The following is a 26491-nucleotide window of genomic DNA, read 5'->3' on the forward strand; positions in this document are numbered from 1 at the left end:
ACCGCTGGGGAAGGGTAAAGGTCCGGCCACGCCAAGCCGGGGACATGAGCGACGAGACGGCACTCGAACTCACCGTTCGCGGTGCCGAGAAGCGTGATGCGGGCAGGGGAATCGCCCGACTACCCGAAGACGCACGCCAGCGACTCGGTGTCCTCAGTGGCGACACCGTCGTCATCGAGGGAGAACGCGAGACGGTCGCGAAGGTGTGGCCCGCCCGTGGCGGTGCGACCGGTCAGAGTATTCAAGTCGACGCCGACACCCGCACGAACGCCGGCGTCAAGATCGGCGAGTCGGTTCGCGTCCGACGACAGGCCGTCGAAGAGGCCGTCGCCGTCACCCTCGCCGCCCCCGACGACCTCGGGTTCGACGACAGCGACCTCGTCCGGCAGAGCGCCAAACGGGACCTACTCGACCGACCCCTCCACCAAGGCGAACGCGTTCGTATCGAACGTCTCGGCGGGAGCGCGTTCGTCGTCACGAAGACGGTTCCCGACGGCACCGTCCGCGTCACCGAAGACACGAGTGTGACGATTACCCGGAAATCGAGCGTGCGCGAGAGCGTCAGCAAGACCGTCGACAGCGTCACCGGCGACGGGTCGACATCGACGCCGAAAGCCGACGACCGAACTGGTGTCACCTACGAAGACATCGGTGGGTTGGACGAGGAACTCGACCTCGTCCGCGAGATGATCGAACTCCCGCTCTCGGAACCCGAGGTGTTCGCTCGTCTCGGCATCGAACCGCCGAAAGGCGTACTCCTCCACGGCCCACCGGGGACGGGAAAGACCCTCATCGCGAAGGCCGTCGCCAACGAAGTGAACGCGACGTTCATCACCGTCTCGGGGCCCGAGATAATGTCGAAGTACAAGGGGGAGTCCGAGGAGAAGTTGCGCGAGAAGTTCGAGGAGGCCGAAGCCAACGCACCGGCCATCGTCTTCTTCGACGAGATAGACTCCATCGCGGGCAAACGTGACGACGGCGGCGACGTGGAGAACCGCGTCGTCGGCCAGTTGCTCACGCTCATGGACGGACTCGACGCCCGCGGCGACGTCATCGTCATCGGCGCGACGAACCGAGTCGATTCACTCGACCCCGCACTCCGTCGCGGCGGTCGATTCGACCGCGAGATAGAGATTGGCGTCCCCGGCGAGGCAGGCCGTCGCGAGATTCTGGACGTCCACACCCGCCGGATGCCGCTGGCCGAGGACGTCGACGTGGACCGCATCGCCAGTCGGACGCACGGCTTCGTCGGTGCCGACCTCGAATCGTTGGCGAAGGAAGCCGCGATGACGGCACTCCGTCGGGTGCGTCGCGACGGCGAGCGTGTCCCACTCGACGAACTGGAAGTCGTACGCTCTGATTTCGAGGCGGCGATGGCCTCCGTCGAACCGAGCGCGATGCGCGAGTACGTCGCCGAGACACCGGCGACGACGTTCGAGAACGTCGGCGGCCTCCAAGATGCGAAGGACACGCTCGAACGCGCCGTCACGTGGCCGCTGACCTACGGCCCGCTGTTCGAGGCGGCCAACACGTCACCACCGTCTGGTGTCCTCCTCTACGGCCCACCCGGAACCGGGAAGACGCTCCTCGCCCGCGCCATCGCCGGCGAGAGCGGCGTCAACTTCATCCACGTCGCCGGACCGGAACTCCTCGACCGATACGTCGGCGAGTCCGAGAAAGCGGTGCGAGAGGTGTTCGAGCGCGCTCGACAGGCGTCGCCGGCAATCGTCTTCTTCGACGAGATAGACGCCGTCGCGACCAACAGAGACAGCATGGGTAGCGACTCGGGTGTCGGTGAACGCGTCGTCTCGCAACTGTTGACCGAACTCGACCGCCTGACGGACAACCCGAATCTCGTCGTTCTTGCGGCCACGAATCGCCGTGACGCCCTCGACCCGGCGCTCCTCCGACCCGGTCGACTGGAGTCTCACGTCGAAGTCCCCGCACCGGACCACGACGCTCGCCGGGCCATCCTCGCCGTTCACACCCGCGACAAACCCGTCGACGACGACGTCGACCTCGACGCGCTCGCCGGGCAGTTGGAGGGCTACTCCGGGGCCGACCTGACGGCCGTCTGCCGAGACGCCGCGATGTCCGCCATCCGCGAGGTGGCCGACCAGTACGAGAGTCCCGACGAGGCCAACGAACACCACAAGGAGATACTGATTCGGCGGGAGCACTTCGACGCCGCCGTCGAGTCGGTTCGGCCGTCGCTCGGCGCGGTTTAACGTCGAGACGACTTCTCCAGTACGGCCCGATAGTGCCCACCGCTTGGGTTCTGGTGAACTTCGCTCACCGACCACGGCGTCCCCACCGCCGCGTCGCGGAGTCGCTCGGGACCGAAGAGGACGAACGAGAGCGTCCGCTCGACGAGTCGCTCGTCGTCTCTGTCGTACTCGAAGTGAAAGGCACGACGAGCGACGCTTTCCCGCGGGTCCGACCGGTAGCCGAGTAGCTTCGTCGCGTCGGGGTCGCATGGGTCGTAGTTGTCGACGACGGCCGTCGCCTCGGCGTCGGTGACGAACGCGAGGTCAGAGAGGAGTGCCGAGACACCCGCCAACGACCCGGCCAGACCGAGTTGCGTCCCGCACATCCACACCGAGCGAAAGCGGTCACGCGGGAACGACAACTCGAACATGTCGGCGACGAGTGCGTCGTCGACGCCGCGGGCGCGGGCGGCGGCGACGGCCCCCGGACTCACGTCGAAGGCGACGCAGTCGTCGACTCGCTCTTGCAGATACAGCGCGTGGTTGCCAGCACCACAGCCGACGTCGACGATTGGTCCGTCGAGCGAGTCGAGGAGGCGCTTCGTCGATGCGTTCCACTGTGTGGGGTCGCCGAAGTAGTTCTCGTGGATGTGCGCGTCGGCCGTCTCCGCGCCGTCGACGTACCGGCAGTCGCCTCGCAGACCGTCGCGTTGGTAGTCGAACATCGCCAGTCCGAGTGCATCTACGGACATGATGTGGGGTACTCTGCCACATTACATAAATCTGTCACGACGATAGTCGATAGCACACCACGGCGTCGGGTCGACCCGGTCGCACGCCGCCGGATATATGTGGGTGCGTCACGGTGTGGCAGCCAATGGAGAATCAGTTACTCCCCGAGAAAGCGAAAGATCGTCTCACCCGAACCTGCCGAACCGCCGTCGGCGACAGCCTCCGGTCGCTGACGTACATCAACCGCTTCGACTACGAGCAGGTGTATCTCCGCGACGACCTCGAACGCGACGCCGACCTCAACTCCTTCATCGGCAACGAGTGGCACGACTTCAAGATGACCCAAGACGCCTACCGAGGGTCGGAGTTGGGTGACTACCGGTACACGATTCGCGTCTTCGAGAACGGCTATCTCGTCCGTATCACCATCGAGGACTCCGGCGTGTTCATCACGACGGACGGCATCACGATGCAGGATTTCGAGGCACTCTCGCAGGCAGTCGAGGGCGTGCTCGACGAGTGGGCAGTCGCCGAGTAATCGCCGAGTCGTCGACGAATCATCGCCACGTTCTGGAACCTTTTGCGTCTGTTCCAAGTACGTAGCGCACCTATAGCGTACTATGAGCGCAGTTCACCCGGGCGACGACGAGTGCCGGCTCGCCGAAGCTGCCCTCCACCACTTCCCAGAAGAAGTAGCCATCCTCGACATCGACGGAAACGTCGTTCTGACGAACCTCGCGTGGCGAATGTTCGGCGAAGCCAACGGCTACCGCGGCGACATCGAGATGGTCGGCGAGAACTATCTCGCCGTCTGCGACGCCGCCAGCGACGAGGGTGCGACGATAGCCGCAGCAGGGATCCGCGCTGTCTCGGCCGGCGAGCGCGACAGATTCAGTTACGAGTATCCGTGTCACAGCCCCGACGAGCAGCGGTGGTTCGTCATGCAGGTGGCTCCGTTCGACGTCGGCGAGGAGCGATATCTCCTCGTCGCACACCAGAACGTCACCGAGCGCAAGCAGGCCGAACTCACCGTACAGACACGGACAGAACAGTTAGAGGGTATCGCGACGCTCCTCTCGGAGGATCTCCACGACGAACTCACGACGGCGCTCGGGCGGGCGGTCCTCCTCACCCGAGACGTCGGCACGGCCCCGTGTCTCGAACTCGAAGCGTCGCTCCACCGCGTGAACGCACTCGTCACCGACGCGCTCACCCTGCTCAGAGGCGACGACGTCGACAGGTCGATGGTCGACCTCGAAGCGAGTGCGAGAGCGGCGTGGCGGAAGGTCGATACGCTCGACGCGACGCTCTCGGTGGACGGGTCGGGAGTGCTCGCCGCCGACGTCGGACTGCTCGGCCGCCTGTTTCAACATCTGTTCGAGTGTGCGCTCGTCCTCGGCGGAACGGACGTCGAGGTCACCGTCGGACTCAACGACGACGGCCTCTACGTCGAGTTCGACAGACAACTGGCTGTCTCGAAGACGGTCGACGGAGAGAACGAATCCAACCGAAGTGGGTCCAACGTCGCCGTCGCCGCACGGATTGCGGAAGTTCACGGTTGGTCGCTGACCAGGGAGACCGACGGCAGAGTCAGATACGAGGTGAGCGGTATCGAGTGGCGGGCGTGAGTCTCGACACTGGACGACCGTGTGACGACTCAGCGTTCGAACGCCGTCGACGGCGCCGCCTCCTCGCGTCCGTCGACATCCTCGGCTCTCTCGGAGTCGATACCGGACAGTTCCGCTGTCGCGCAGGCCAGACAGTAGTGGTTGTGCTCCTCGGAGACCGTGTAGACCGGGATACCCGCGACAACGTACTCCGAGCGGAACCGGCGGTCGAGTCCCTCGTCGACGCGGGACTCACAGACGACACAGCGTTCGCGACAGTGCTCCGCCGCGCGAACGACGCGCTCGTCGACGCTTCGGACGGAACCGAACTGGCTCACGGCGTGCCGACGGTCCAGACGGCGGCGGAATCGGGGGTTGACGAACACGCCGAAGGTGACTAACAGCAGTGAGAACAGGGTCAACAGTGCGACGACGGCGAGGTTCGGAGAGGGAGCCGTCGCGTCGAAGAGTTGGACGACCGACCCGCCAGCGGCGAGGAGACCGACCGACCCGGACGCGATCAGTATCCAGCCAGCGACACCGTTCATCAACTCCGAAACCGAGTCGGCGAGTGCGACGATGGAGGGTTCGTCGGACATACTCGGACGTTCACGCGAGCGAACAAAAGCACACCGAGGGAGAGAGTCTCAGTCCCAGAACGATTTCGTCCGCGCGAACTGTCGTTCTTGCGAGAGAATGTCGCGGTAGAAGTCGTCCTCGTTCTCTCGCAACTTGGCGATGATGCGCGCCGCGTTGTGAGGGCCGACGCCGCGAGCGGCGAGGGCGACGACGGCCTGTTTACCGTGGCTCTGGACGAGGTTCGCCGACCGGTAGGCTCGCTGCGCCAGTTCTTCCTGCTCGTCGTCTCGGTCCTGCGACTGGACGGCTTGAACCGTCTCGTCGTCCCAGGGGTTCAACGCCGCGATTCGGGTCGACCCGCATTCGGGACACTCGGGTTGCTCGCGAACGCGACGGACCTTCGTCTTGCGCGACCAGTCTCGACAGTGCAGACAGACGAGGATGACGCGGTCGTTCTGAATGCGCTCGCGAACCGTCTCGATGACGCTCGCGTCGGCGTTCTCGGGGACAAGGAAATCCCGACCGCTCGACGACCCGGCGCTCCCGACCGGGGTGCGTTCGCGGGCGACGACGAGTTCGACGTCGCCCGACCGCATCCGTTCGAGTACCTCGACCGTCTCCTCGACGGCGAGGTCCGTGTGGAACACTTCTCTGACTGCCTCGTCGTAGACGGGTGTGTCTTTCAACGCCGCGAGCAGTCGGTCGCCACCGAACCGCTTTCGACCCTGATACCGCTTCAGCGATCCGAACTTCGCGGCGACCTGTGCGAGCGTGAACTTCAGCGAGTCGGCGTTCTTCAGTGCGAGTTCGAGCAGTCCCTCGACGTGTCTCGGGTCGGTCGATTCGAGAACCTCGACGAAGACGTTCGGCCCGACTTTCGGCGGCACCTCGAACTCGATGCGGTAGGGGTCGACGTCCATCCCGACCGACGACCCGGTTCGCTGGGCGATGAGCGCCGAGAGCAGTCTCCCAAAGGTTTTGTTGACCTTGTGGCCGAAGCAGGCGTTGACGACGACGGTTCGGCCCTGTCCCTCGACGACGACCCGGTCGTGCGTCGGCATGGGGTTGTCAGCGTTGGCCTGTCGTTCGAGCACCGCCAACGCCTCGCTGACGGTGTACTCGTCGGTCGGATACCGCCGTACGAACTCCGTGGCGACGGACTGTCGCGGTGCGCCGCGTTCGAACTGCGGTCCGGCGACGGCCCGCATCTCGCCCACCTCTTGGGCGACGGCTTTCGGGACGGGAATCTCCGACCCGACCCACGAGGGAACCTCGCCTGCGGGGTCCTCGATGGGCGCGACGTTGACGCGCCCTTCATCCTCGTCGATGTCGTTGATGCGCCACATCTCACCGCGCTGGATGAACACCTCGCCCGGTTCCGCGAAGTTGACGACGAACTTCTCGTCTAAGGTCCCAATCTGTTTGCGCGAGGAGATGTCGTGGACCTCGTACGTCTCCTCGTCGGGAATCATCGAGAGGTTCGCGTAGAAGTACTGCCACGTCCCGCCGGACTTCTCCAGTAAATCCTTCTCCTCGTTCAGCCAGAGCAACCGATTCCCGTGGAGTTCGCGGACGACCGACTGGAACTGCGCTTCGCGCAAGTCGCGAAACGGGTAGGCGTCGGTGAGCAGTTCGTACGTCTCGCGGGCGCTCACCTCGCCGTGGTCCATCACACAGCCGACGATTTGGTTGGCGACGACGTCGAGACTCCCGTGGTGGATGTGGGCGGGTTCGACTTCTCCAGCCTCCGCGCGGCGAGCGATTGCCAGCGCCTCGAACGTGTCGTCGGCGTCGCTGGTGATGACCGTCCCTTCACTCACAATGCCCATCCGGTGACCCGCGCGGCCGACACGCTGGAGCAGGCGAGCGACCTCTCTGGGACTGCCGTATTGGACGACGTGGTCGACGCGGCCCACGTCGATACCGAGTTCCATCGACGAGGTACAGATGAGTCCGTCGAGTTCTCCCGACTTGAACGCGTCTTCGACTTCGATACGGGCCTCCTTCGACAAGGAACCGTGGTGGACGCCGATTGGCGTGTCGAGATTCTTGAACCGCGACCCGAGTGCCTCCGCAGTCTGGCGGGTGTTGACGAACACGAGCGTCGAGGTGTGGCCCTCGACGATGTCGCGAATCGCTCGCACGTGACTGGCGATTTCGGCGTCGGTCGCCAGTTTCCCGGCGAGTCGTTCGTCCTCTTCGGTAATCCGCGGATGCGTGACCGTGAAGTCGACGCGGTTGTCGACGTCGACTTCGACGATGTCGAAGGGTCGGTCGCCGGTGAGGAACTTGCCGACCTCTTCAGGAGAACCAACAGTCGCCGAGAGACCGATGCGCTGGTAGTCGCCCGCGAGTTGGCACAGTCGCTCGAAGGCGATGGTCAACTGCGCGCCGCGCTTCGAGGAGGCGAGTTCGTGCACCTCGTCGACGACGACGTGCTGGAGGTCCGAGAGCGCCTTTCGCAACTTCTTGCCCGTCAGCATCGCCTGCACCGTCTCGGGTGTCGTCACCAACACGTCCGGCGGGTCGTTCGCCTGCTTCCCTCGCTGGTACTGCGTGGTGTCGCCGTGGCGGACGTCGATATCGAGGTCGAGATAGTCGCCCCACCAGTCGAGACGCTCGCGCATGTCACGGTTGAGCGCCCGGAGGGGCGTGATGTAGAGCGCCGAGATACCGAATCGGTCCTCGGACTCGGCAATCGCGTCGAAGACCGGCAACATCGCCGTCTCCGTCTTTCCCGTCCCCGTGGGTGCGATGACGAGCGCGTTCTTCCCTGCTGCGAGCGGCGGAATCGCTCGCCGCTGTGGCTCCGTCGGTGTCGAGAAACCCCGTTCGGAGAGCGCCGACCGAACGGCCGAACCGAGATGTGTGAACGCGTCAGCACCGTCGCTGACTGTCGGTTCCGACATTGGCTGGACTAGTGGACGAGTGTGATTAAGCACACCGTTCGCGGCCAACGAGCAGTCTACGGAAAAGTCGGCACCTCGGTTTCGGAACCAGCGTCGGCGACTCCGCCGACGTCGAACCGCTCAGAAGTTGAGGAATCGAGCCACTGCACCGATGACGAAGATGATGATGCCGATCACGGAGAGTCCCGGAATGGGGAGACCGAAGATGGTGAGCGCTGCGCCGATTGCCATGACGATGGTAGATGCCTTCATCATCGGTCGATTCACCCGCGCGACGGGAATGGGTTGTGGCCGCCGGAAGCCGGGTATCCAGTCAGCTCCGAACAGACTCTCTACGCGGGCAGAACACGTGTTCATGCTGGTTGCGCGCCATCCTCTACGTATGAGTAAGGTCACGAAACTCGGTTCACTCGGCGTCTTCGACCACGTTCAGGTCCTCCTCGGCGACGACACGGAACTCGAAGGTCGAGCGACGGCCATCGATTACGTCCCGGAAGAGCGTCTTCGACTCGAACTCCGACCGCGTAACTCCGGTGTCCGCTACGAACTCTCGGCCGAACACGGCGAGTCTCGCTGGAGTCCGGTTCGCGTTCGCCGATGTGATACCGAGGCAGATGCAGATGCTCTCAAGTGGGAGTCGCTGGGGAACGTAGTGAGCGTCTCCGTGCGGCCGGATAGTTCAGCGTCCGTCTGACGGTGTGTTTTTGTCATCGTGACTGAATATGTGTACGTGAACGTTCCTCGCCTCTACCGCGCCGCAATCACCCTCTTCGGTCTCAGCTTCGCGCTCAACGCACTCGATGCGATTCGAGTCGACGGATTCACCGTCCTCGACGCCGGGGTGGCTCTCGTCGGAAGCGGAATCGCCGCGCTCACGCTCGTCGCTCGCGACCCAGAGCGACACGGTTACCCGACAGAACGAAACCTGCAGTTCTACCTCGTCGTCGTCGGGTCGATTCTCGTGGCCGCGAGTGTATTCGCCCCAATGATTTCGGTGCTCTAAGCCGCCGAGACGGACTACACCCGCCGATAGTCGCCGAGTCGCGTGCCGTCGAGCAGGTACGCTTCGCCATCGACGAGTCCCGCCGGAAGGAACGGCGAGAGAAAGCCCTGTCCCTCGACGTTTATCCACGTGCCGCCGGACCGCCCGTTGAACGCCGGGAAGACGACGAGTTCGGGGTCGTGCCAGTCGAGTTCGGCGGCGTCGACGTCGAGTCTCTCGGCGAACGTATCTCTGTCCAGTCGGCCGCGAAGCCACGCCCGTTCGACGCGGCTTCCGCCGACCGAGTCGGTGAGTTTCACTGCGGGGTGTTCGTGACCGATACAGACGACGTCCGCTGCGAGCACATCTTCGCTCGGCCACGTGTGGCCGTGGAGGACCCCGACGTCGCCGAACCGTGCGCCGTCTGCGGGTGTCACTTCGATTCGGTCACCGAACATCTCGGCGATGCCGCCGTCGTGGTTCCCCTTCGCGAGCGTGAACGGAACCCGGTCGGTGACGGCGTCGACGAGCGTCTCCAGTTCGTCGAACTCGTCACCCTTCGGGTCGCCGATACGGTGGCCGAGGTCACCGAGGACGACGAGTCGCTCTGCGCCCGTGCGGTCGAGCAGCGACAACAGACGCTCGCGGCGCACGTCGGCGTTGCTCTCGAGTTCGACGCCTCGCTCGTAGCGGAGCGCACGCTCGATACCGCAGTGGACGTCGGCGACGACGAGCGCACGTTCGCTTCCGACGTCGGCGATGGCGGCGGGTTCGCCCGGCAGCGGTTCGACTGCAGGCATCTCAGCGAGTCACACTCAGATGGCCTTCAACTGCCCTTCGTCGGGTTCGTAGCACTGCCCACCCATCAGCGCGTCTTGGATGGCTGCTTCGACGGCGTCGGGGTCGACACCGTACTCGTCGACGACTGCCGCCACGACGGCGTCGTGGGCCGCGCCGTCGCCGTCGTCGAGTTCGTCCATCGCCTCGACGGCCGCGGCTTCGAGGTCGACGTCTGCGGCCGATGGGGCCTCCGCGGCGTCGGCGCCGTCGGATTTCTCGGCCACGTCCGTCTCCGTCTCGACATGCGTGTCTTCGGCCTCCTCGGCCTCTTCGTCGAGTTCGGCCTGTAGGTCGTCGGCGTCCGGCACGTCGATGTCGGCCTCGCCGGGGTCGTCGACTTCACTGCCGGTCGAGAACTCGGTTCCGAACTCGTCTTCGACCTCCTGTCGTTCGTCTTCGGGGAGTTCGTACATCCCGTCGCTCGACTCTTCGGAGTCCACAGCGTCGCCGTCGTCGAAGTCGTCGAGTCCGGACTCGGACTCGTCGTCGAAGTCACCTAACCCGTCGTCGGACGGGGAGACGGCTTCTGCCGGTTCGGCGGCACCGTCGTCACTCGTGTCGACGACGCTCTCCGTCGAGGCGGCAGCGTCACCCGTCTCGGCGACGGCGTCGGTCGAATCTGTCGGTGTCGACTCCGACGACGACTCGTCGGCGACGGCCGTGTCGGTCTCGTCGGCGTCGTCCATCGATGGACTGGTATCGGTCGTCACGGCCTCTGCCGGTTCGGCCGCTACGTCGCTCGACTCGGGAGTTCCGTCCGCTTCGTCGGGTTCGCCAGTTTCGGCTTCGGTAGCCGAGTCGTCGACGAGCGTCTCCGTCGACGCCGCAGCGTCACCGGTCGTCGCCGTCGGCGTCTCGGTCTCCTCGGTCGCTTCTGTCGCTTCGGCTTCTTCGGAGTCTGCAACCTCCGCAGGCGTCTCCAGTTCGGGTGCGTCTGCGAGGTCCAGTTCTGGGAGCGGGCCGAGCGTCACGTCGCCGCCTTCGCCGGGAGCGACGTCGAGCGACCGAACCTCTTCGCGGTCGCCCGTGACGACTTCGAGCGCGTCGACGGCGAGTTGCCGGACAGCTTCGAGGTAGGCGCGGGTCGTCCCGTAGTGCTCTATCGCCAGCGGAATCCCGGACGCCAGCGACGGAGCGACGCCACGGGCTTCGAGTTCGCGGGCGAGTGCCTCGCCGCGGGCGTCCGAGTCGAGTGCCTCGTCGAAGACGGCGATGCGTTCCAGCGTCGCTTCCGCCGTCGTGACGACCCAGCGGTCACGGGTGTCGCCGTCGACGTCGTTGAGGCTCTCCGGGCGTACGGAGGTGAACACGCGGTCGGAGTCCTCCGGTTCGAACGTCCGAGCCTTCCCCGTCAGCGCGAGGAACGCCGGCGGGTTCGTCCGGTCGAGGTACGCCATCTCGTCGGGTTGGTACTGTCCGGCGTAGGTGACGAACGCACCCGTCGGGTCGGCGATACGTCCTCGGAGCACGTCCTCGTTGACGTCCTCCTTCTCGGTCAGCACGCCAACTGCGAAGAGGCGATTGACGCGCGCGCCGGTCGGGGTGACGACGTAGTTCGGCGCACGCTCCTCGTCGCTCTCGGAGTACGAGAGCGAGGCGTCGTCGAACTCGGCGGCGAACAGTCGGTGAGCGACTTCGCGTCGCCCCGGACCGTTGTCAGAGGAGTTCGAATCTGTCGAACTCATGCCTCTACCTCCTGCGTCGAGACGACGGCAAGCAGTTCACGGGCACGGTCGGCCGGGTCGTCGTCGGACTCGTCGAAGGTGTCGGCGTCGAGGTTCGCGCCGTACTCGTCGACCGAGAGGCTCCCGCGGACGCGGAACTCACGGCCGACTATCTCTTCTCGAATCGCGTCGGCGACGACTTCCTTGTCCATCGCGTCGCGCGCCGCCTCCTTCGCGTCGGTCACGTCTCCGCCGTAGACCGCCTCGGTGAGGTCGGCGTCGAGGACGACGGTGACGGTGTCGCTGCCGTCGTCGAGGATGCCTTTCACGCGTAGGTCGTCCTCGCCCTCGACGGCCCCGTGGCTCCGGCACTGACCGTTCTGAATGACGCGAGCGCACTCGGGGCAGCGTTCGATGAGGCCGGACCCGTCGCGAACGGCGAGCAGACTGCCGACGACTTCGACGTCGAACATGCCGCCGCTGTCGACGGCGTCGCGGACGCCCAGTCGGGGTGCCGAGTCGTTCACGTCGACCGGACTCGCGAGTTCGGTGACCGTCGTGAACTCAGAGAGGTTCACCGAGGGAACGCCGCGGAACTCGCGGATGTAGACGTCCTCGATACGCAGACTCGCCCCTTCCTCGATTTCCGCGTGCGGGTTCCAATCGGTGAAGGGGAGTCGCGCGCTCTCGTCGCCGAGGACGCCCGAGAGGATGTCCGTCTGGCCGTCGCGGCCGTCGATTGTTCGTTCTTCGACTTCGAGCACACGGACCTCGACGTTCCGGCCTCGGTCACCGGGTTCGAGTTCGAGCAGGTCGGCGTCGCCGCCGACGGGGTAGTCGACTGCGATCTCCTCGGACGCCATCGCGACGGTCGAACTGTCGTTGAGGTTCAGTTCGGGTTTGCCGTCCCACTCGCGGATGTTGGCGTTTCCAATCGTCACCGAGTCGCCGGCTTCGAAGCCGAAGTCCTGCCACGAGGTGTACGAAACTTTCCCCGTCGCGTCGGCGAGTTCGCCCTCGCGGATGGTGATGTCGTCACCCTGATATCGAATCGTTCGGGTGCCGACGGTGAGCACCGTCGCCGTCACGTTGACACTGCTGTCGTCGGGCGTGATGTCGGCGACATCTTTCGTCGAGGGAGCACCGCCGCCCCCGCCACCGCCGCCGTGTTTGCGGCGGATGCTCTGCTTTGCTTCGTCCAGTGGAACGCTGTACTGGACGAGGTTCTCTAAATCGCGCTTGACCTCCTCTTTGTCAACGCCGAGAGCGGAGGCAAGCTCCTCGGCATGGTCGTCTAACTGCATCGAGCGAGGGTTGGTCCCCCTGCGATAAAAACCGTTGCACACCCGGTGGTGAGAGAACCAATCGGTACGAACTGCTAAGTGAATCGCGCGTCCATCGACCTGTATGAGCGAAGCCAGCGAGTCGCCGGAGACGTTCGACTGTTCGATGCGTGTGGCCAACGACAAGACGGAGATAACGATCACCGGCACACAGGAGGCTGCCGTCGTCGTCCGCTCCGAGAGCGGCGAGCGAGTCTATCTCCCACCGGAAGGGTTCGACGCCGACGCCGACCTCGACAGTCCGTACCAAGCGGCACGGAGCGACAGTCCCTACCAGTCCGTCGACAGCGATAGCCCCTACCAGTCAGCGCGTGACGACAGTCCGTATCAGTCGATTCGCCGCGGTCCAGGCGTCACGAAGATAGAGAACGGCTTCCGCATCGTCCACGGCGAAGCGGTGACCGAGTACAGCGTCTACCGGTAAGTACCCAAGCGACTGTTCTTCGGCTCAGTAGTCGCCCGAAGCGACTCGTTCGTAGACGGCGATAGTCTCGTCGACCACCTCGTCCCACGTCCGTGGTTCGTACTCGGGCGGGCCGTCGCGCGTGAGTGCCTCTTCGATGCCGGCCGCGATAGAGACGGAGTCGATTTCGACTTCGACGACGCAACCTTCGGGGAGACACTCGATGACACCAGCGGGCGTCGAGACGACGTGCGTCCCCGCTGCCAACGCCTCCGTGATGGTGATGCCGAACGGTTCCGATAGCGACGGCGAGACGAACACGTCCGCCGAAGCGTAGTAGTCGCCGAGTTCCTCTTCGGGGATGTAGCCGACGAACTCTATCTGGTCTTCGATGCCGAGCAGTTCGACGAACTTCTTCAACTGGTCGGTCAGGTGGCCCTTCCCGCCCACGACGAGCGTCACGTCGGGGTCTCTGAGATGCTTCATCGCGTAGAGCAGATGCGAGATACCCTTCTGGTCTGTGTGGCGGCCGACGAAGAAGAGCATCTGGCCGTCGATGCCCAACTCCGCTTTCATGTCGCGGCCGCCGAACTCCGGTTCGGTGAACCCGTTGTGGACGACGTGGGACTCGCCGCCGTACTCGCGGTTCAGTTTATCCGCGAGCAGGTGACTGACCGAGATGAGGTAGTCCGAGCGGTTGGTGACGCGTTGTTCGGTCTCGACTTCGCGCTGCGGCGGGTCGACGTTCCGGTCCGACGAGAGCGAGTGGAACGAGGTGATCCACTCGATGTCGGCGTTGCTCTGTTGGGCACGTGACCCGGGGCCGTATCCGAACCAGTCGTGTGTGTGGACGAGGTCGAAGTCCTCCTCTGCGGCCTTCTCGGCGAAGCGCTTACTGAGACGACCGATACGAGTGATGATGTCGCCGTCGCCCGTGGCGACGCCCTCGATGTTCTCCCGTCCCTCTGGTGCGTACTCCGACGGGAGCACGAGTTGTGCTTCGACGTCGTCACGTGCTTCCATACGGTCGAACACTTCACCGACGTGTGTGTCTAAACCACCTGTCACGTTCGGTGGGTACCCCCACCCGAGCATCAACACTCGCGGAACCATGATGCCTACGTTGCCTGCGGGGTTATTTAAAGACCCGGCTCGGTGTGGCATTCGCCGTCGCCGAAGCATCGAGTCGTCGTCGGGTCGGCGTCGGGTCGGTGTCGAGTCAACTACTCGGTTCCTGTCTCACAAAGGAGCCTACGCTCTCAACTGTCGGTCCGAGCGTGAGACAGCAGAGAGTTGTCGATTTTGCAAAAATGTTTATAAAGTATCGGACGGGCCGACGCTTTGAAACCGCTCGAAGGTGAACTTCGAGACACCGACACCCAATGAATCCAGCCGAAATCGGCATTCGTCTCGTCGCCGGTGTACTACTCATTCTCGCCAACGGGTTCTTCGTCGCTATCGAGTTCGCGTTGACGCGTGCTCGGCAGTTCACGAAAGAGGAGTTCGTCGACGGCAAACAGCGACTCGAACGCGCCTGGGAGATGACCCAGAGTCTCGAACTGTATCTGACGACCTGTCAGGTCGGGATTACGGCGTCGAGTATCGCCGTCGGTATCGTCGCCGAACCAGCGCTCGCGGCCCTGTTCGAGCCGCTGTTCGCCGGAACGACACTCGCGACGATCGGCGCGGGTGCCATCATCTCGTACGTCATCATCAACCTCATCCACCTCACGCACGGTGAACAGGCGCCGACCTACCTCGGTGTCGAACGCTCACGGATGGTCTGTCGATACGGGGCTACGCCGCTCTACTGGTTCTACCGAGTCATCTCGCCGCTCATCACGCTCGGTGATTGGGTAGCGAAGTGGACACTTCGACTGTTCGGCATCGAGATGACCGGTGCGTGGCTCGAAACCGAGGAAGACGCTATCGAGACTCGCGCGCAACTCCGTACCCGGGTGAGTTCGCTCTTAGAACAGGGAGAGATCGACGGCGAGCGTCACGACGAAGTGTTGCAGGCACTCGACGCCGGCACCATCGAAGTTCGGAACGTGATGGTCGATGCGGAGCACATCGTCGCACTGTCGACGACGGACAGTGCCGAAACGAACCTCGAACGCGTCTCGGAGACGCCACACACGCGGTATCCGCTCGTCGGCGAGACGCTCGAAGACGTCGAAGGAACCGTCTACGTCCCCAGCGTCATCGACCGAATCGAGGAACTGAAAGCTGGCGAGACGACCTTCGCAGAGATTGCCGCACCACCGATGACGATGTCGGACGAGACGTCAGTCAGCGACGCTATCGACCGATTTCAAGCGGAGAGTCAAGAGCTCGCGCTGGTCCTCTCCGAAGGGACGGTAGTCGGACTCCTCACCGCCACCGACGCACTCGAAGCGGTGATGGGCGAAGTCGAAGACCCGCTCGACAGCGAGTCCGGGTCCGGTACTGCGTCGGCGTCGGGTGCCGACTGAGAGACGGTACCGACGCCTCGGACGTTTCCGGCTTTTCCCGGCACCCAACCCAACACACCGAAAACCGTTTTCACTCCCCACGCAATCACGTAGCCATGCACGTCGTCGTCAACGCCGCGATGAGCGCCGACGGAAAGCTCTCCTCGCGACGGCGCGAACAGATCAAGATCAGCGGACCGGACGACTTCGACCGGATGGACCGGATTCGCGCCGCCGCCGACGCAATCGTCGTCGGCGTCGGCACCGTGCTCGCCGACGACCCGCATCTCACCCTCGACGTGGAAGACCGGCGCGTCCAACGCCTCCGAAACGGCCGCCCCGGCAACCCGGCCCGCGTCGTCGCCGACTCGCGCGCTCGAACACCGACCGACGCCAGAGTTCTCGACGACGAGGCGACGACGTACCTGCTCGTCGCCGACGTCGCCCCCGACGACCGCGTCTCGGCGCTCGAAGACGCCGGGGCGGTCGTCCTCCGGGCGGGTGAAGAGCGCGTGGACCTCGCGGCGGGGTTCGAAACACTCGGCGAGCGAGACATCGACCGCGTGATGGTCGAAGGCGGCGGCGAACTCATCTTCTCGCTGTTCGCTGCGGGGTTGGTGGACGAACTCTCGCTCTACGTCGGATCGATGATTATCGGTGGGAGAGACGCTCCTACCCTCGCCGACGGCGACGGCTTCGTCGACAGCGAGGCGTTCCCACGTCTCGACCTGATGGACGCCAAGCGCATCGACGACGGCATCGTCCTGCGGTATTCGGTCTGAGTCGGTCTAACTCGCTCCGACTCGCCCGATAGCGGTCGTGCACGACACCGACATACCTGCTCAATAGTTAAGCCGCTCGCACCAGTAGAAGCGACCATGAGCCAAACTGAGACGACTGCGACACCGGTACACGTCGAAAGCGAGAGTCACCTCGACGAACTCGTCGCCGAGAACGACGTCGTCCTCGTCGACTTCTACGCCGACTGGTGTGGACCGTGTAAGATGCTCGAACCGACGCTCGAAGAGATTGCCGAAGAGACGGACGCCGTCGTCGCCAAAGTCGACATCGAGGAGTTACAGGAGTTCGCCCAAGCGCAGGGCGTTCGTTCGGTGCCGACGCTGAAGTTCTTCGCCCACGGCGAAGAGGCAAAGACCGTCGTCGGCGTGCAGGACAAAGCCGACCTCGTCGACGCTATCGAGCAACTCGCGTAATCTCAGCGACCGTTCGGTCTTCGGGTTTTCTGTAACAGAGTACGCCGAGTCGTCGTCCGCCGAAGCGAGACGAGGACCAGCGTGTGGTAAAAGTGTCGAGTGAATTCGTATCCGGTTCTGCGTGGCTTAGCTGACGCGAGCGAACTCGACGGTGTGGTTCGACTCCGCGGCGTGGGCGTCGGCGAGTTCCGCCGCAGCGGTTTCGGTCTCGACAAGTGACTCGACGTTGCAGTCGCGGCAGACAACGTAGAAGACGTACTCTGTGACAACCATGACAACACAGGCTACGAGCGGATGGGCCCTAAGTACGAACTGCCTGTTCGAACCTGAATCGCGCCGTAGGCACACCATACCGACGATTTGGGTCAATATCGACTAGGCGCTTCGTCGAACGGCTACTGACGATTGCTGTGAGTCGTTGCCGGTCCGACCGCATACCGCCGTGCGGTCAGAGTGGTAAACAGTCACAGCAATCGGTACGAAAAGCAACGCGCCGCCGAAGCGTGTCTAGCCCTCAGAACGGCACGTCCGAGAACTCGTCGTCGCCGCCCTCGTGTTCCCACATCCCCGTGCCCGCGTGGACGGCGGTGAGTTCGTCGAACTCCATCACCATCCGACTCTTGAGTGCCTGAATCGTCATCGGCGAGATGCCACACCCCGAACACGCACCCGTGAGTGAAATCCACACCTCACCCGTCTCCTCGTCGAGGGCGTCGATACCGGCGTCGCCACCGTGCATCTGAATCTGCGGGAAGTTTCGCATCATGAAGAGTTCGATGCGTTCTTCGAGGCTCTTCTCGGGTGTCTCCGGTGACGTCGTGCTCATAGCCCGAGAGAGGAGAGAGGGAGATATAGCACTTCGCGTCGAGCAAACTGGCCGAGACCACGCGCCGTGCGTTGTTTCGAGTGTCAAAACACCTATATCACGATTGTCTGTTAGTGACAAACATGGACTACGCACTCTCCGAGGAACATCGCGCCATCCAAGAGGAGGTTCGGCGGTTCGCCGAGAACGAAATCGCCCCCGTCGCGAGCGAGTACGACCAAGCAGAGGAGTATCCGTATCAAGTGGTCGAGAAGGCCGCCGAAATGGGGCTGACCGGCGCACACTTCCCGGTCGAGTACGGCGGCGTCGGCTACTCCTCCCTGGAGAACGCTCTCGTCACCGAGGAACTGTTCGCCGTCGACCCGGGCGTCGGACTGTGTGTCACCAGCGCGGGGTTCGGTGCCGAGGCCATCATCGAGTTCGGCACCGACGAGCAGAAAGAGGAGTATCTCCCACCGATTACCACGGGCGAGTCCGTGATGGGTGCGGCCATCAGCGAACCGCAGGCCGGGTCCGACGTCACGTCCGTTCAAACGCGGGCAGAGAAAGACGGCGACGAGTGGGTCCTCGACGGCAACAAGATGTGGATTACCAACGGTTCCGTCGGCGACTACTTCGTCGTGCTGTGCCAGACGAACCCCGACGCCGAGGACCGGTACGACGGGTTCTCGCAGATTATCGTCGAATCGGACCGCGACGGCTTCGAGGCCGACAAGATAACCGGAAAGCTGGGCATCCGCGCCAGCGACACCGCGGAGTTGCGATTCGATGGGGTACGCGTCCCCGAGGAGAACCTCGTCGGGACGGAGGGGATGGGCTTTCTCCAACTGATGCAGTTCTTCGACGAGACGCGAACCGCCGTCGCCGCACAGGGCGTCGGTATCGCCAAGGGTGCCTCCGAGCGTGCCCTCGACTACGCACAGGAACGCGAGCAGTTCGGGCGCTCCATCGGCCAGTTCCAGGCGATTCAACACAAGTTGGCCGACATTCACATCCGGACGGAGGCGGCCCGGCAGTTGACCTACAAGTCGGCGTGGAGCGTCGACAACGACGAGGGGCAGTTGACCGCACTCGCGTCGATGGCCAAGGAGTTCGCCTCGCGCGTCGCCACCGACGCCGCCGACGAAGCGGTCCAAATCTTCGGCGGGTCGGGCTACGTCAACGACTACGACGTCGAGCGTCTCTACCGCGACTCGAAGATTACGCAGATTTACGAAGGGACCTCGGAGATTCAGAAGAACATCGTCGCCCGCGAGTTGCTCGGAAAAGGGTACTGAAGGGCGACAGAGACTCCGCCGAGAGGGAATGCCGCGGTAGCGGATACGTGTCAGTATCGGGGAGAGCTTTTAACGTCGGAGGGAGTATCCCGTCGTATGATTTCACTCGACGAGGCCGTGACGGCACGACTCGAATCACACGGTGCACGGTTCGAGGTCCTTATCGACCCCGACGCGGCGTTGGCGATGAAGCGCGACGAGTTCGACGGCGAACTAGAGGACGTCATCGCCGCCGAAGACGTCTTCGAGGACGCCTCTCGTGGTGACCGCCCCGCCGAGAGCGACCTGGAGAAAGTGTTCGGGACGACCGACCCGATGGAGATTATCCCCGAAGTCGTCAAACGCGGGGAGATTCAGATCACAGCCGAGCAGCGCCGCGAGATGCAAGAACAGAAGCGCAAACAGCTCATCAACAAGATCGCCCGAAACGCGGTCAACCCGCAGATGGACGACGCGCCCCACCCGCCGGACCGCATCGAGCGCGCACTGGAGCAAGCCGGGTTCAAGATCGACCCGATGGAGACTGTCGATTCGCAAGTCGACGACGCACTCGACGCGCTCCGCCCTGTCATCCCCATCCGCTTCGCCGAAGTCACCATCGCGGTCAACCTCCCCGCCCAGTACGCCGGGAGCGCACAGGCCCGCGTCCGGACGTTCGGCGAACTCGAACGCGAGGAGTGGACGAACGACGGCGGCTGGGTCGGTGTGATGACCTTCCCTGCAGGGATGCAAAACGAATTCTACGACCTCGTCAACGACCTGACGAGCGGCGAAGCCGAGACACGAATCGTCAAAGACAAAGACGAACTCAACACGCGCTAACGGGGACCGTAATCGACGTACGAGAACGGGGACAGCGTAACGACGTCGCTCGTAGGGATGCGGCGTCACGAAAACGGTTCTGTGTCGATTCGAGCGAACTACGACAGCAGTCGTGACTGTGCCCCAGCGCTCGCCGTATCGAGAGCGAGATACGCCGGTAAGAGAGTACGACAGCTATCGTCAGCCAGCAGTGACGTTGAGTGTGCCGGTCGAGACGCGGTGTTACTGGATGTGGCCTTCGCGGCGGAGCTGGTCTGCGTCCTGCCCCGTGTAGCGCCACTCGATGTTGGCCTTCTCGTCTTGCCAGTCCCACGGCTCGATGAGGACCACGTCGTCCTCGTTGATCCAGGTTCGGTACTTCATCCGACCGGGGATTCGGCCCAGTCGTTCCTTCCCGTCTTGACAGCGGAGGCGGACGTGGTTTCCACCGAGCATCTCGGTCACGACGGCGAACATCTCGTCACTGTTGGGCATCCGAAGGTTTCGGCGCCCAGATTCTTCACTCACACATTTACTGGGAGACGGAGACGGTTAAATCATTGGAGACGAGAGGTACCGAGTCTCACAGTCCGAGAGCGTATCAGCGACTGGTAGAACGAGTGAGAGCGGAACCGGACAGAGCCGAAGAAATCGAACGACGACAGTCGAGTGCGACTATCCCTTCTTGAAGCCGAGGAAGAATCCAGCGGCGAATCCACCGGAGATAGAGAGCGTCGAGAGGATGGTCATCACCCAGTCCGGCGGCGCACCGTTGGCGGCGTCCTGACTGGTCTTGATGAACCCGGCGGTCAGTTTGTCCCAGTCGACGATCAGAATCTCGCGTGATTCGAGGAACTTGAAAAGCGCTAGTTCGAGGCCGACGAGGACGGCGATGACTTTTGCCACCTTCTTCGCGGCGAAGCCGATGATACCACCGATAATCGCCCCGGACCCGGCCTCGATGCCGAGTTGTCGGAAGTCGATTACCAGGGGGAGGTCCGCTTGGAGCATAGTCACCTATCTGTCACTCTCTGTTAAGACCTTTGTGCTGCTCCGTCTGACACACGTCTTTCAGAGAGACAGGTCCTTAAGAGAGAACGTGAGCCGAGAGAGACCGTCTGCAGAAGCGGTCGGTATCTCGACGTACTACATCGCCGGGAAGCTTCAAGACCGACGACGACCTACGCGCGACTATGCACCACAGTTCCGAACGCGAGGTGGAGAGCCCCCACCCCTGAGGTCGTCGGCGTCGACATCAGCGGTCGCCACGAAGAGGCGGGCGAGTACCTGATGGTCGCCGCCGCCGTCCACGCCGTCGTGGACTCGACGCGCCTTCGCAGTATCGAAGGGATGGGCTTCGCCACGAGTCGCGCTCAGCCGACGCTGGACGCGACGTTGGCCGTCGTCGCCGACGCCGTCGCGGAACTCCCGACGGTGCCGGACGGCCCCATCGTCGCTGAACACGGCGAGTTCTACGAAGAGCCGAGCGAACGCGTCGGGTTAGAGTTTCGGCCAGCGTTCAAGTACATCGAGAGCATAGCCGAACGAGAAACAGTGCAAGCCGCACACTACGCCGCGTACGCCGCCCGAGAGTTGCAACTATGATACTATGACAGGGACGAAAGCAGTCGTCGCGAAACGCGTCGACGCCGGAACCGCCGACCTCGAAGAGATCTCTGACCTCGCCCGCGCCGCGGGCTACGACGTCGTCGGGTCGCTCACGCAGACCCGCGAGGAGGACGCCGCCTACGGCTTCGGGAAGGGGAAAGTCGACGAACTGGCCGCACTCGTCGTCGAGACGGACGCGGCCGCCGTCATCGTCGACAACCGCCTCGGCCCCTACCAGACGTACAACATCGGACAGAAGGTACCCGACGACGTCGAGGTCATCGACCGCTTCACACTCATCCTCGACATCTTCGGGCAGCGCGCACAGACCCGGAAAGCCCAGTTGCAGGTCGAACTCGCCGAACTGCGCTACGAACTCCCGCGCGCTGCCGCCAAGGCTAGCCTCGCCAAGCGCGACGAACGCCCCGGGTTCATGGGTCTCGGTGAGTACGACGAGAGTCGCGAACGCGACATCAAGTCACAGATCGCGAACATCAAGCGGGAACTCGACGCCATCGCCGAGAAAGAAGAGACCCGCCGCGCGGAGCGCCGCGAGTCCGGCTTCGACCTCGTGGCCCTCGCCGGCTACACCAACGCGGGCAAGTCCACGCTCATGCGCCGACTCGCCGCCGACCTCGACGTCGACGAGAACGAAGAGTTACATCCGGACCTCGACACGACCGCCGAGTCCCAAGATATGCTCTTTACGACGCTCGGGACGACCACTCGTCGGGCCGACACAGGGATGCGGAACGTCCTCCTCACCGACACGGTCGGGTTCATCTCGGACCTGCCGCACTGGCTGGTCGAGTCGTTCCAGTCGACGCTCGACTCGGTCTACCGCGCCGATTTGGTTCTCCTCGTCGTCGACGCCAGCGAGTCGGTCCAAGAGATACGCGAGAAACTCGTCACCTGTCACGACACGCTCTACGAGCGCAACGAAGCGCCCATCGTGACAGTGCTGAACAAAGCCGACAAAGTCGACGAGACGGCGTTGGCCGAGAAGCGAGAGGCGCTCACCGCCCTCGCACCGAACCCCGTCGTCGTCTCTGGCCTCACTGGTGAGAACGTCGACGAACTCTGTGAGCGCATCGAGACCGAGCTGCCGGAGTGGCACGAGGAGCGACTGATGCTCCCGATGACCGACGAGACGATGAGCGTCGTCTCGTGGATTCACGACCACGGCCACGTCGACGACGAGGAGTACACCGACGACAACGTGCTCTTGGCGTTCAAAGCCCGCCCCGAAATCATCGAGAAAGCGCGGGCGAAAGCGGCGGACCTGTCGGTGGCGACGAGTTAACCCGGTTCGACTACTCCACCGCCCGCTTCTCCTTCGACAGCACTTCGATATCCGAGATTCGCGTTCCGGGATACTGCCCCTCTGAATCCTTCTCGGCGGCTTTTACCATGTCCCAAACGACGTTGAGTCCCGTCGTCACGCCCTCTAAGGCTTCCATCTCGACACCGGTCTTCCCGGTGGTCTCTACTGCGACGTCGAGGACGACGTGGTCCTCGTGGACGTCGAAGGTCGTCTCGACGTTCGTAATCGGTATCTGGTGACACATCGGAATCGTCTCCCACGTGTGTTTGACGGCCTGAATCGCGCCGATACGGGCGGTTGCGAGCACGTCACCCTTCCCGATTTCGTCGGCCCGAATCGCCTCGATAGTCGACGGTTGGAGGTGAATCGTCCCGCGAGCGACCGCCCGGCGGGCGGAGTCGGGTTTCGCGCCCACGTCGACCATCTGGACGTTCCCGGCCGAGTCGGTGTGCGTCAAGTCGTCAGTCGGGTTCTCTGGACTCGGGTCGTCGCTCGGGTCACTCATCGTCGTCACCCCACAGCGCTCGCGGAAGCGCGTCCAAGAGGTCGGAGGCGAGGAGTCCGTTGTGCCGGTCGTCGAGCAGTTCGGCGGCCCTCCCGTTGACGAAGGGAGCGACGCAAGCCGCGTCGAAGGCGTCCTGTGTGGCGAGGAGCGCCGCCGTGATGCCTGCGAGGGTGTCACCCGTTCCGCCGACGGTCATGCCTGGTGTTCCAGCTCGACAGACGCGCGTCGTCTCGCCGTCGCTGATAACGTCGTCTTTCCCCTTCGCGAGGACGACGTGGCCGAGGTCCGCGGCGAACGACTCGATTTCGTCCGTGTGTTCGCGCAGACTGTCCACGTCCGGTCCGCCCATCTCGGCGAGTTCGTGGCTGTTCGGCGTGCAGACGAGCGTCGCGTCGGTGTCGACGTCGGGGACGACCGAGAGCGCGTCGGCGTCGACGACGGCCTTCCCCGCGAACGACGAGAGAAACTGCTCGACGGCCTCCAGCGTCTCGTCGTGCGTGCCGAGTCCGGGGCCGAGGACGACCACGTCGTCGTGACTCTCGGCGGTGTCGACCAACTCGTCGACCTGATCGGGCGTCAGATGGTCGCCGTCGTACGGTTGGACGATGAGGTCCTCGGTGTAACTCGCGAGGACGTCGAAGATGCGGTCCGGACAGGCGACGAACGAGAGGTCCGCACCCGCGCGAAGTGCGGCCTGCGCACTCATCGCCGGTGCACCGGTGTACGGTCCACCGCCGATGACGAACACGCGACCGTTCTCGCCTTTGTGCGCGCCTCTGGCGCGGTCCACGATACGTCGGTCGCCGGGCCCGACGAACAGTTCTGCGGCCTCGGGGATGCCGATGTCGGCAACGGTGACGGGCGTGTCTAACTCCTCTAATCCGGGTTTCGCGTCGTGAAACGTGACGACTCGGTCTGCTTCGACTGCGCCATCGGCGGCGTCGCCGGTGTTCGCGTCGACACCGGACGGCACGTCGACGGCGACGACCGTCGCGTTCGTCTCGTTGACGAGTCGTGCGGCCGACGCCTCCGGTTCTCGGAGCGACCCGGTGATGCCCGTCCCGAGCATCGCGTCGACGACGACGTCCGGGTCGTCGAGTTCGAGGTCACGTGAGTCGCGGACGACGCGAGTGTCGCAGTCGGCCTCCACGAGTGCGTCCCAGTTCTCGCGGGCGATGTCCGTCGTGATGGTCTCGGGACGACCGAGGAGGTGGACGGTCACGTCGTAGTCTTTCAGGAAGCGCGCGGCGACGAAGGCGTCGCCGCCGTTGTTGCCGCGGCCCGCGACGATAGCGACTCGCGACCCGGCGTCGGCGGCGTCGCGGACGGCGGCGGCGACGGCGTTGCCGCTCGACTCCATCAGTTGCTTCTGCGAGACGCCCAGCGCCGCCGCGTTGCGGTCGACGGCGGCCATGCGTTCGGCGGTTATCATGCGTCGGCGTTCGCTCGGATGGGTGTTAAGCGACACGGGGGTCGGTGCGTCTCAGTGGCCGGCGGGGTGGGGTCTGCGACCGAATTTGCCGGCGACCCAGTTACCGACGGACGCAGCGAACGCACTCACAAGCGCGCCGACGCCGACGAAGATTCCAATCGCGGTGACGGCGAAGACGACCTGCAGGAGTCCGAACCACGTTGGCTGAGACAGCCCGAAGATGTAGCGAAAGAGTTCGATTGACTGCCAGAGTACCGGGACAGACATTCCGACGATACCGACTCGAAAGCCGACAGTCGTCGCTTTGGTCGACCGAGTGGCGAACAGAACGCCGCCGAGGAACCCGGCGGCGACGACCGGTTCGATTTCCAGCGTCGTCGACCCAGTCTGCAACGCTTCGGAGAGAACGACCCACGCGGAGAATCCTCCGGCAACGAGTGCGAACCGCCAGACGTCGTCGGCGAGGAAGTTACGAACTGCACGAATCGGATGGAGGGACATGTCCGATAGTTCACAACTGAGCAACATAATTGTGCCGCCAGAGTCGGTGCCGACGAAGTCACAACGTTTGACCCATTCCTCTCCGAAGCGAAGTCAGTGACAACCCGACTCTTCGGAACGCTCTGTGGGTTCGTCTTCCTCGTCAACTTCGGTCGGGTCGCGTTCGCGCCACTCGTCGAACCGCTACAGGCCGCGTTCGGCGTCGGGTCCGCCGCCATCGGTCTCGTCGTCTCGCTCGTCTGGTGGGGGTCGGCGCTCCCCCGTATCCCCGTCGGCATCCTCCTGACGCGCGTGCCTCGCCATCGAGTCGTCCTCGGAACGGGCGTGCTCCTCACCGTCGCCGCGGCGTTCACCGCGTCGGCGACGTCGCTCCCCATGCTCCAAGTGGGCGCATTCGGCGTCGGTCTCGCGTCGGGCGCCTACTTCGTCTCGGCGGTGCCATTGCTTGGCGAACTATATCCCGAAGCGGTCGGCCGCGTCGTCGGCATCCACGGTATGTCGAGTCAACTCGCCGCCGTCGTCGTGCCGACGCTCGCCGTGGTGGTTCTCGCACAGTCGTCGTGGCGGGCGGTGTTCTGGCTCCTCGCCGGTGCGGCACTCCTCGTGACCGTCGTCCTCGCACTCGTCGCCGACGAGACGACGGTTCCGGCGAGTGCGGACGCCGACCGGGATTTTCTGGCCGCGCTCGCACACTGGCGACCCATCGTGCTCGGCGTGGTGATGGTCGCCGCACTGGGGTTCGTCTGGCAGGGGTTGTTCAACTTCTACGTCCCGTACATGACGACGGTGAAGGGCCTCTCGCCGGCGACGGCCGGGACGATGCTCACCGTCGTCTTCGCGGCGGGTGTCCCGGCGTTCCTGTTCAGCGGGCGACTCGTCGACCGACTCCCCAAGGTGCCGTACATCCTCGCGATTCATCTGTCGTTCGTCGTCTGTCTCGTGACGCTGACTGTCGTCTCCTCGCGGCCGGCGCTGTTCGTCGTCACGGCGGTCATGGGGTACGTCGTCCACAGCGTCTTTCCCGCACTCGACACCTACGTGCTCGGGGTCCTCCCGGCCGACAACCGTGCGGCCGCCTACGCCGTCTTCAGCGGAGCGGCGCTCCTCTTGGAAGCGGGCGGAAGCGGTGTTCTCGGCTATCTGATAGAGGTCGGCTTCGAGTTCGACGCCGTCTTTCTCACCTTCGCTGGGGGGCTGACTACTGTGCTCGTCGTCCTCACTGGTCTCTACGTCGTCGGTGCGTTTCCCACGGCCGTCGACGACGCTGGAGTCCCACAGTGAGTC

29 protein-coding genes are annotated in these 26491 nt (G+C 64.0%); 14 read left to right on the top strand and 15 right to left on the bottom strand.

Annotated elements, in window-relative coordinates; genetic code table 11:
• Positions 1–44: 44 nt before the first annotated feature.
• Positions 45–2228, top strand: coding sequence for a CDC48 family AAA ATPase (locus BM083_RS13525; protein ID WP_089869990.1), 2184 nt, complete (start codon positions 45–47; stop codon positions 2226–2228).
• Here BM083_RS13525 and BM083_RS13530 read toward each other — a convergent pair.
• Complete coding sequence (locus BM083_RS13530; protein WP_089869991.1) at positions 2225–2959, bottom strand: class I SAM-dependent methyltransferase; 735 nt, start codon at positions 2957–2959, stop codon at positions 2225–2227. The two genes, BM083_RS13525 and BM083_RS13530, sit on opposite strands and share 4 nt — an antisense overlap.
• Before the next feature lie 125 nt (positions 2960–3084).
• On the opposite strand from BM083_RS13530, the gene BM083_RS13535 reads away from it, so the two are divergent.
• On the top strand, positions 3085–3477 hold the full coding sequence (locus BM083_RS13535; RefSeq protein WP_089869992.1) for a DUF7522 family protein: 393 nt from the start codon (positions 3085–3087) through the stop codon (positions 3475–3477).
• A gap of 82 nt (positions 3478–3559) precedes the next feature.
• Positions 3560–4567 carry a PAS domain-containing protein gene (locus tag BM083_RS13540; protein ID WP_089869993.1) on the top strand — a complete coding sequence of 336 codons (1008 nt, stop codon included), beginning with the start codon at positions 3560–3562 and terminating at the stop codon, positions 4565–4567.
• A gap of 29 nt (positions 4568–4596) precedes the next feature.
• Here BM083_RS13540 and BM083_RS13545 read toward each other — a convergent pair whose 3' ends face one another.
• From BM083_RS13545 to BM083_RS23995, 3 genes are all read right to left on the bottom strand, one after another.
• On the bottom strand, positions 4597–5145 hold the full coding sequence (locus BM083_RS13545; RefSeq protein ID WP_089869994.1) for a DUF8108 domain-containing protein: 549 nt from the start codon (positions 5143–5145) through the stop codon (positions 4597–4599).
• A gap of 48 nt (positions 5146–5193) precedes the next feature.
• Positions 5194–8034: a DEAD/DEAH box helicase gene (locus tag BM083_RS13550; protein WP_089869995.1), complete on the bottom strand. Its 2841-nt coding sequence runs from the start codon at positions 8032–8034 to the stop codon at positions 5194–5196.
• Between the two features lie 120 nt (positions 8035–8154).
• Positions 8155–8289 carry a hypothetical protein gene (locus BM083_RS23995; RefSeq protein ID WP_281244190.1) on the bottom strand — a complete coding sequence of 45 codons (135 nt, stop codon included), beginning with the start codon at positions 8287–8289 and terminating at the stop codon, positions 8155–8157.
• A gap of 127 nt (positions 8290–8416) precedes the next feature.
• Between BM083_RS23995 and BM083_RS13560 the strand changes: the two genes are divergently transcribed.
• Positions 8417–8728, top strand: coding sequence for a hypothetical protein (locus tag BM083_RS13560; protein ID WP_089869997.1), 312 nt, complete (start codon positions 8417–8419; stop codon positions 8726–8728).
• Between the two features lie 36 nt (positions 8729–8764).
• Entirely contained in the window at positions 8765–9037 is a 273-nt protein-coding gene (locus BM083_RS13565; protein WP_143085730.1) for a hypothetical protein, read from the top strand.
• 14 nt (positions 9038–9051) lie between these two features.
• Here BM083_RS13565 and BM083_RS13570 read toward each other — a convergent pair whose 3' ends face one another.
• The 3 genes from BM083_RS13570 to BM083_RS13580 are packed head-to-tail and all read right to left on the bottom strand — an operon-like array spanning position 9052 to position 12824.
• Complete coding sequence (locus BM083_RS13570) at positions 9052–9816, bottom strand: metallophosphoesterase (protein WP_089869999.1); 765 nt, start codon at positions 9814–9816, stop codon at positions 9052–9054.
• Between the two features lie 15 nt (positions 9817–9831).
• Positions 9832–11541, bottom strand: a complete 1710-nt coding sequence (locus BM083_RS13575) for a hypothetical protein (RefSeq protein ID WP_089870000.1) — start codon at positions 11539–11541, stop codon at positions 9832–9834.
• The gene (locus BM083_RS13580; RefSeq protein ID WP_089870001.1) at positions 11538–12824 is read right to left on the bottom strand and encodes a Single-stranded DNA binding protein; all 1287 of its coding nucleotides are present in this window, start codon (positions 12822–12824) and stop codon (positions 11538–11540) included. The genes BM083_RS13575 and BM083_RS13580 overlap by 4 nt, the downstream gene beginning before the upstream one ends.
• A 103-nt stretch (positions 12825–12927) precedes the next feature.
• On the opposite strand from BM083_RS13580, the gene BM083_RS13585 reads away from it, so the two are divergent.
• The gene (locus BM083_RS13585; RefSeq protein WP_009365736.1) at positions 12928–13287 is read left to right on the top strand and encodes a DUF7510 family protein; all 360 of its coding nucleotides are present in this window, start codon (positions 12928–12930) and stop codon (positions 13285–13287) included.
• A gap of 24 nt (positions 13288–13311) precedes the next feature.
• On the opposite strand, the gene BM083_RS13590 is transcribed toward BM083_RS13585, so the two are convergent.
• Complete coding sequence (locus tag BM083_RS13590; RefSeq protein WP_089870097.1) at positions 13312–14361, bottom strand: glycosyltransferase family 4 protein; 1050 nt, start codon at positions 14359–14361, stop codon at positions 13312–13314.
• A gap of 287 nt (positions 14362–14648) precedes the next feature.
• On the opposite strand from BM083_RS13590, the gene BM083_RS13595 reads away from it, so the two are divergent.
• The 3 genes from BM083_RS13595 to trxA all read left to right on the top strand — a co-directional run bounded on the left by BM083_RS13595 (position 14649) and on the right by trxA (position 16933).
• The gene (locus tag BM083_RS13595) at positions 14649–15740 is read left to right on the top strand and encodes a CNNM domain-containing protein (protein WP_089870002.1); all 1092 of its coding nucleotides are present in this window, start codon (positions 14649–14651) and stop codon (positions 15738–15740) included.
• A gap of 95 nt (positions 15741–15835) precedes the next feature.
• Positions 15836–16501 carry a 2,5-diamino-6-(ribosylamino)-4(3H)-pyrimidinone 5'-phosphate reductase gene (locus tag BM083_RS13600; protein WP_089870003.1) on the top strand — a complete coding sequence of 222 codons (666 nt, stop codon included), beginning with the start codon at positions 15836–15838 and terminating at the stop codon, positions 16499–16501.
• 96 nt (positions 16502–16597) lie between these two features.
• The gene (gene trxA / locus BM083_RS13605) at positions 16598–16933 is read left to right on the top strand and encodes a thioredoxin (protein WP_089870004.1); all 336 of its coding nucleotides are present in this window, start codon (positions 16598–16600) and stop codon (positions 16931–16933) included.
• Positions 16934–17059: 126 nt separating this feature from the next.
• On the opposite strand, the gene BM083_RS23370 is transcribed toward trxA, so the two are convergent.
• The gene (locus BM083_RS23370) at positions 17060–17206 is read right to left on the bottom strand and encodes a hypothetical protein (RefSeq protein ID WP_177197634.1); all 147 of its coding nucleotides are present in this window, start codon (positions 17204–17206) and stop codon (positions 17060–17062) included.
• 241 nt (positions 17207–17447) lie between these two features.
• A complete protein-coding gene (locus BM083_RS13610) occupies positions 17448–17759 on the bottom strand; it encodes a NifU family protein (RefSeq protein ID WP_009365729.1) in 312 nt (103 codons plus the stop codon).
• A gap of 122 nt (positions 17760–17881) precedes the next feature.
• Here BM083_RS13610 and BM083_RS13615 point away from each other — a divergent pair, with 122 nt between their 5' ends.
• Positions 17882–19036: an acyl-CoA dehydrogenase family protein gene (locus tag BM083_RS13615; RefSeq protein ID WP_089870005.1), complete on the top strand. Its 1155-nt coding sequence runs from the start codon at positions 17882–17884 to the stop codon at positions 19034–19036.
• A 96-nt stretch (positions 19037–19132) separates the two neighbouring features.
• Positions 19133–19858: a ribosome assembly factor SBDS gene (locus tag BM083_RS13620; protein WP_009365727.1), complete on the top strand. Its 726-nt coding sequence runs from the start codon at positions 19133–19135 to the stop codon at positions 19856–19858.
• Positions 19859–20080: 222 nt separating this feature from the next.
• On the opposite strand, the gene eif1A is transcribed toward BM083_RS13620, so the two are convergent.
• Both eif1A and BM083_RS13630 read right to left on the bottom strand, forming a co-directional pair.
• Positions 20081–20365 carry a translation initiation factor eIF-1A gene (gene eif1A, locus BM083_RS13625; RefSeq protein WP_083850995.1) on the bottom strand — a complete coding sequence of 95 codons (285 nt, stop codon included), beginning with the start codon at positions 20363–20365 and terminating at the stop codon, positions 20081–20083.
• A 147-nt stretch (positions 20366–20512) separates the two neighbouring features.
• On the bottom strand, positions 20513–20848 hold the full coding sequence (locus BM083_RS13630) for an FUN14 domain-containing protein (RefSeq protein ID WP_009365724.1): 336 nt from the start codon (positions 20846–20848) through the stop codon (positions 20513–20515).
• Between the two features lie 243 nt (positions 20849–21091).
• On the opposite strand from BM083_RS13630, the gene BM083_RS13635 reads away from it, so the two are divergent.
• Positions 21092–21442 (top strand): DUF2209 family protein, encoded by a 351-nt coding sequence (locus BM083_RS13635; protein WP_089870006.1) that lies wholly within the window; start codon positions 21092–21094, stop codon positions 21440–21442.
• 4 nt (positions 21443–21446) lie between these two features.
• Complete coding sequence (hflX, locus tag BM083_RS13640) at positions 21447–22748, top strand: GTPase HflX (protein ID WP_009365722.1); 1302 nt, start codon at positions 21447–21449, stop codon at positions 22746–22748.
• Positions 22749–22758: 10 nt separating this feature from the next.
• Here hflX and moaC read toward each other — a convergent pair whose 3' ends face one another.
• From moaC to BM083_RS13655, 3 genes are read right to left on the bottom strand one after another with little or no spacing between them, the layout of a single operon-like run.
• Positions 22759–23274: a cyclic pyranopterin monophosphate synthase MoaC gene (gene moaC / locus BM083_RS13645; RefSeq protein ID WP_089870098.1), complete on the bottom strand. Its 516-nt coding sequence runs from the start codon at positions 23272–23274 to the stop codon at positions 22759–22761.
• Positions 23267–24706, bottom strand: coding sequence for an NAD(P)H-hydrate dehydratase (locus tag BM083_RS13650; protein ID WP_089870007.1), 1440 nt, complete (start codon positions 24704–24706; stop codon positions 23267–23269). The genes moaC and BM083_RS13650 overlap by 8 nt, the downstream gene beginning before the upstream one ends.
• 51 nt (positions 24707–24757) lie before the next feature.
• Positions 24758–25207, bottom strand: coding sequence for a DUF5518 domain-containing protein (locus tag BM083_RS13655; RefSeq protein ID WP_089870008.1), 450 nt, complete (start codon positions 25205–25207; stop codon positions 24758–24760).
• Positions 25208–25303: 96 nt separating this feature from the next.
• Here BM083_RS13655 and BM083_RS13660 point away from each other — a divergent pair, with 96 nt between their 5' ends.
• Positions 25304–26488 carry an MFS transporter gene (locus BM083_RS13660; protein ID WP_009365718.1) on the top strand — a complete coding sequence of 395 codons (1185 nt, stop codon included), beginning with the start codon at positions 25304–25306 and terminating at the stop codon, positions 26486–26488.
• The last annotated feature ends 3 nt before the right edge of the window (positions 26489–26491 follow it).

Origin of the sequence: Halogranum rubrum, from assembly GCF_900114455.1 — an archaeon.
GTDB classification, from domain to species: domain Archaea; phylum Halobacteriota; class Halobacteria; order Halobacteriales; family Haloferacaceae; genus Halogranum; species Halogranum rubrum.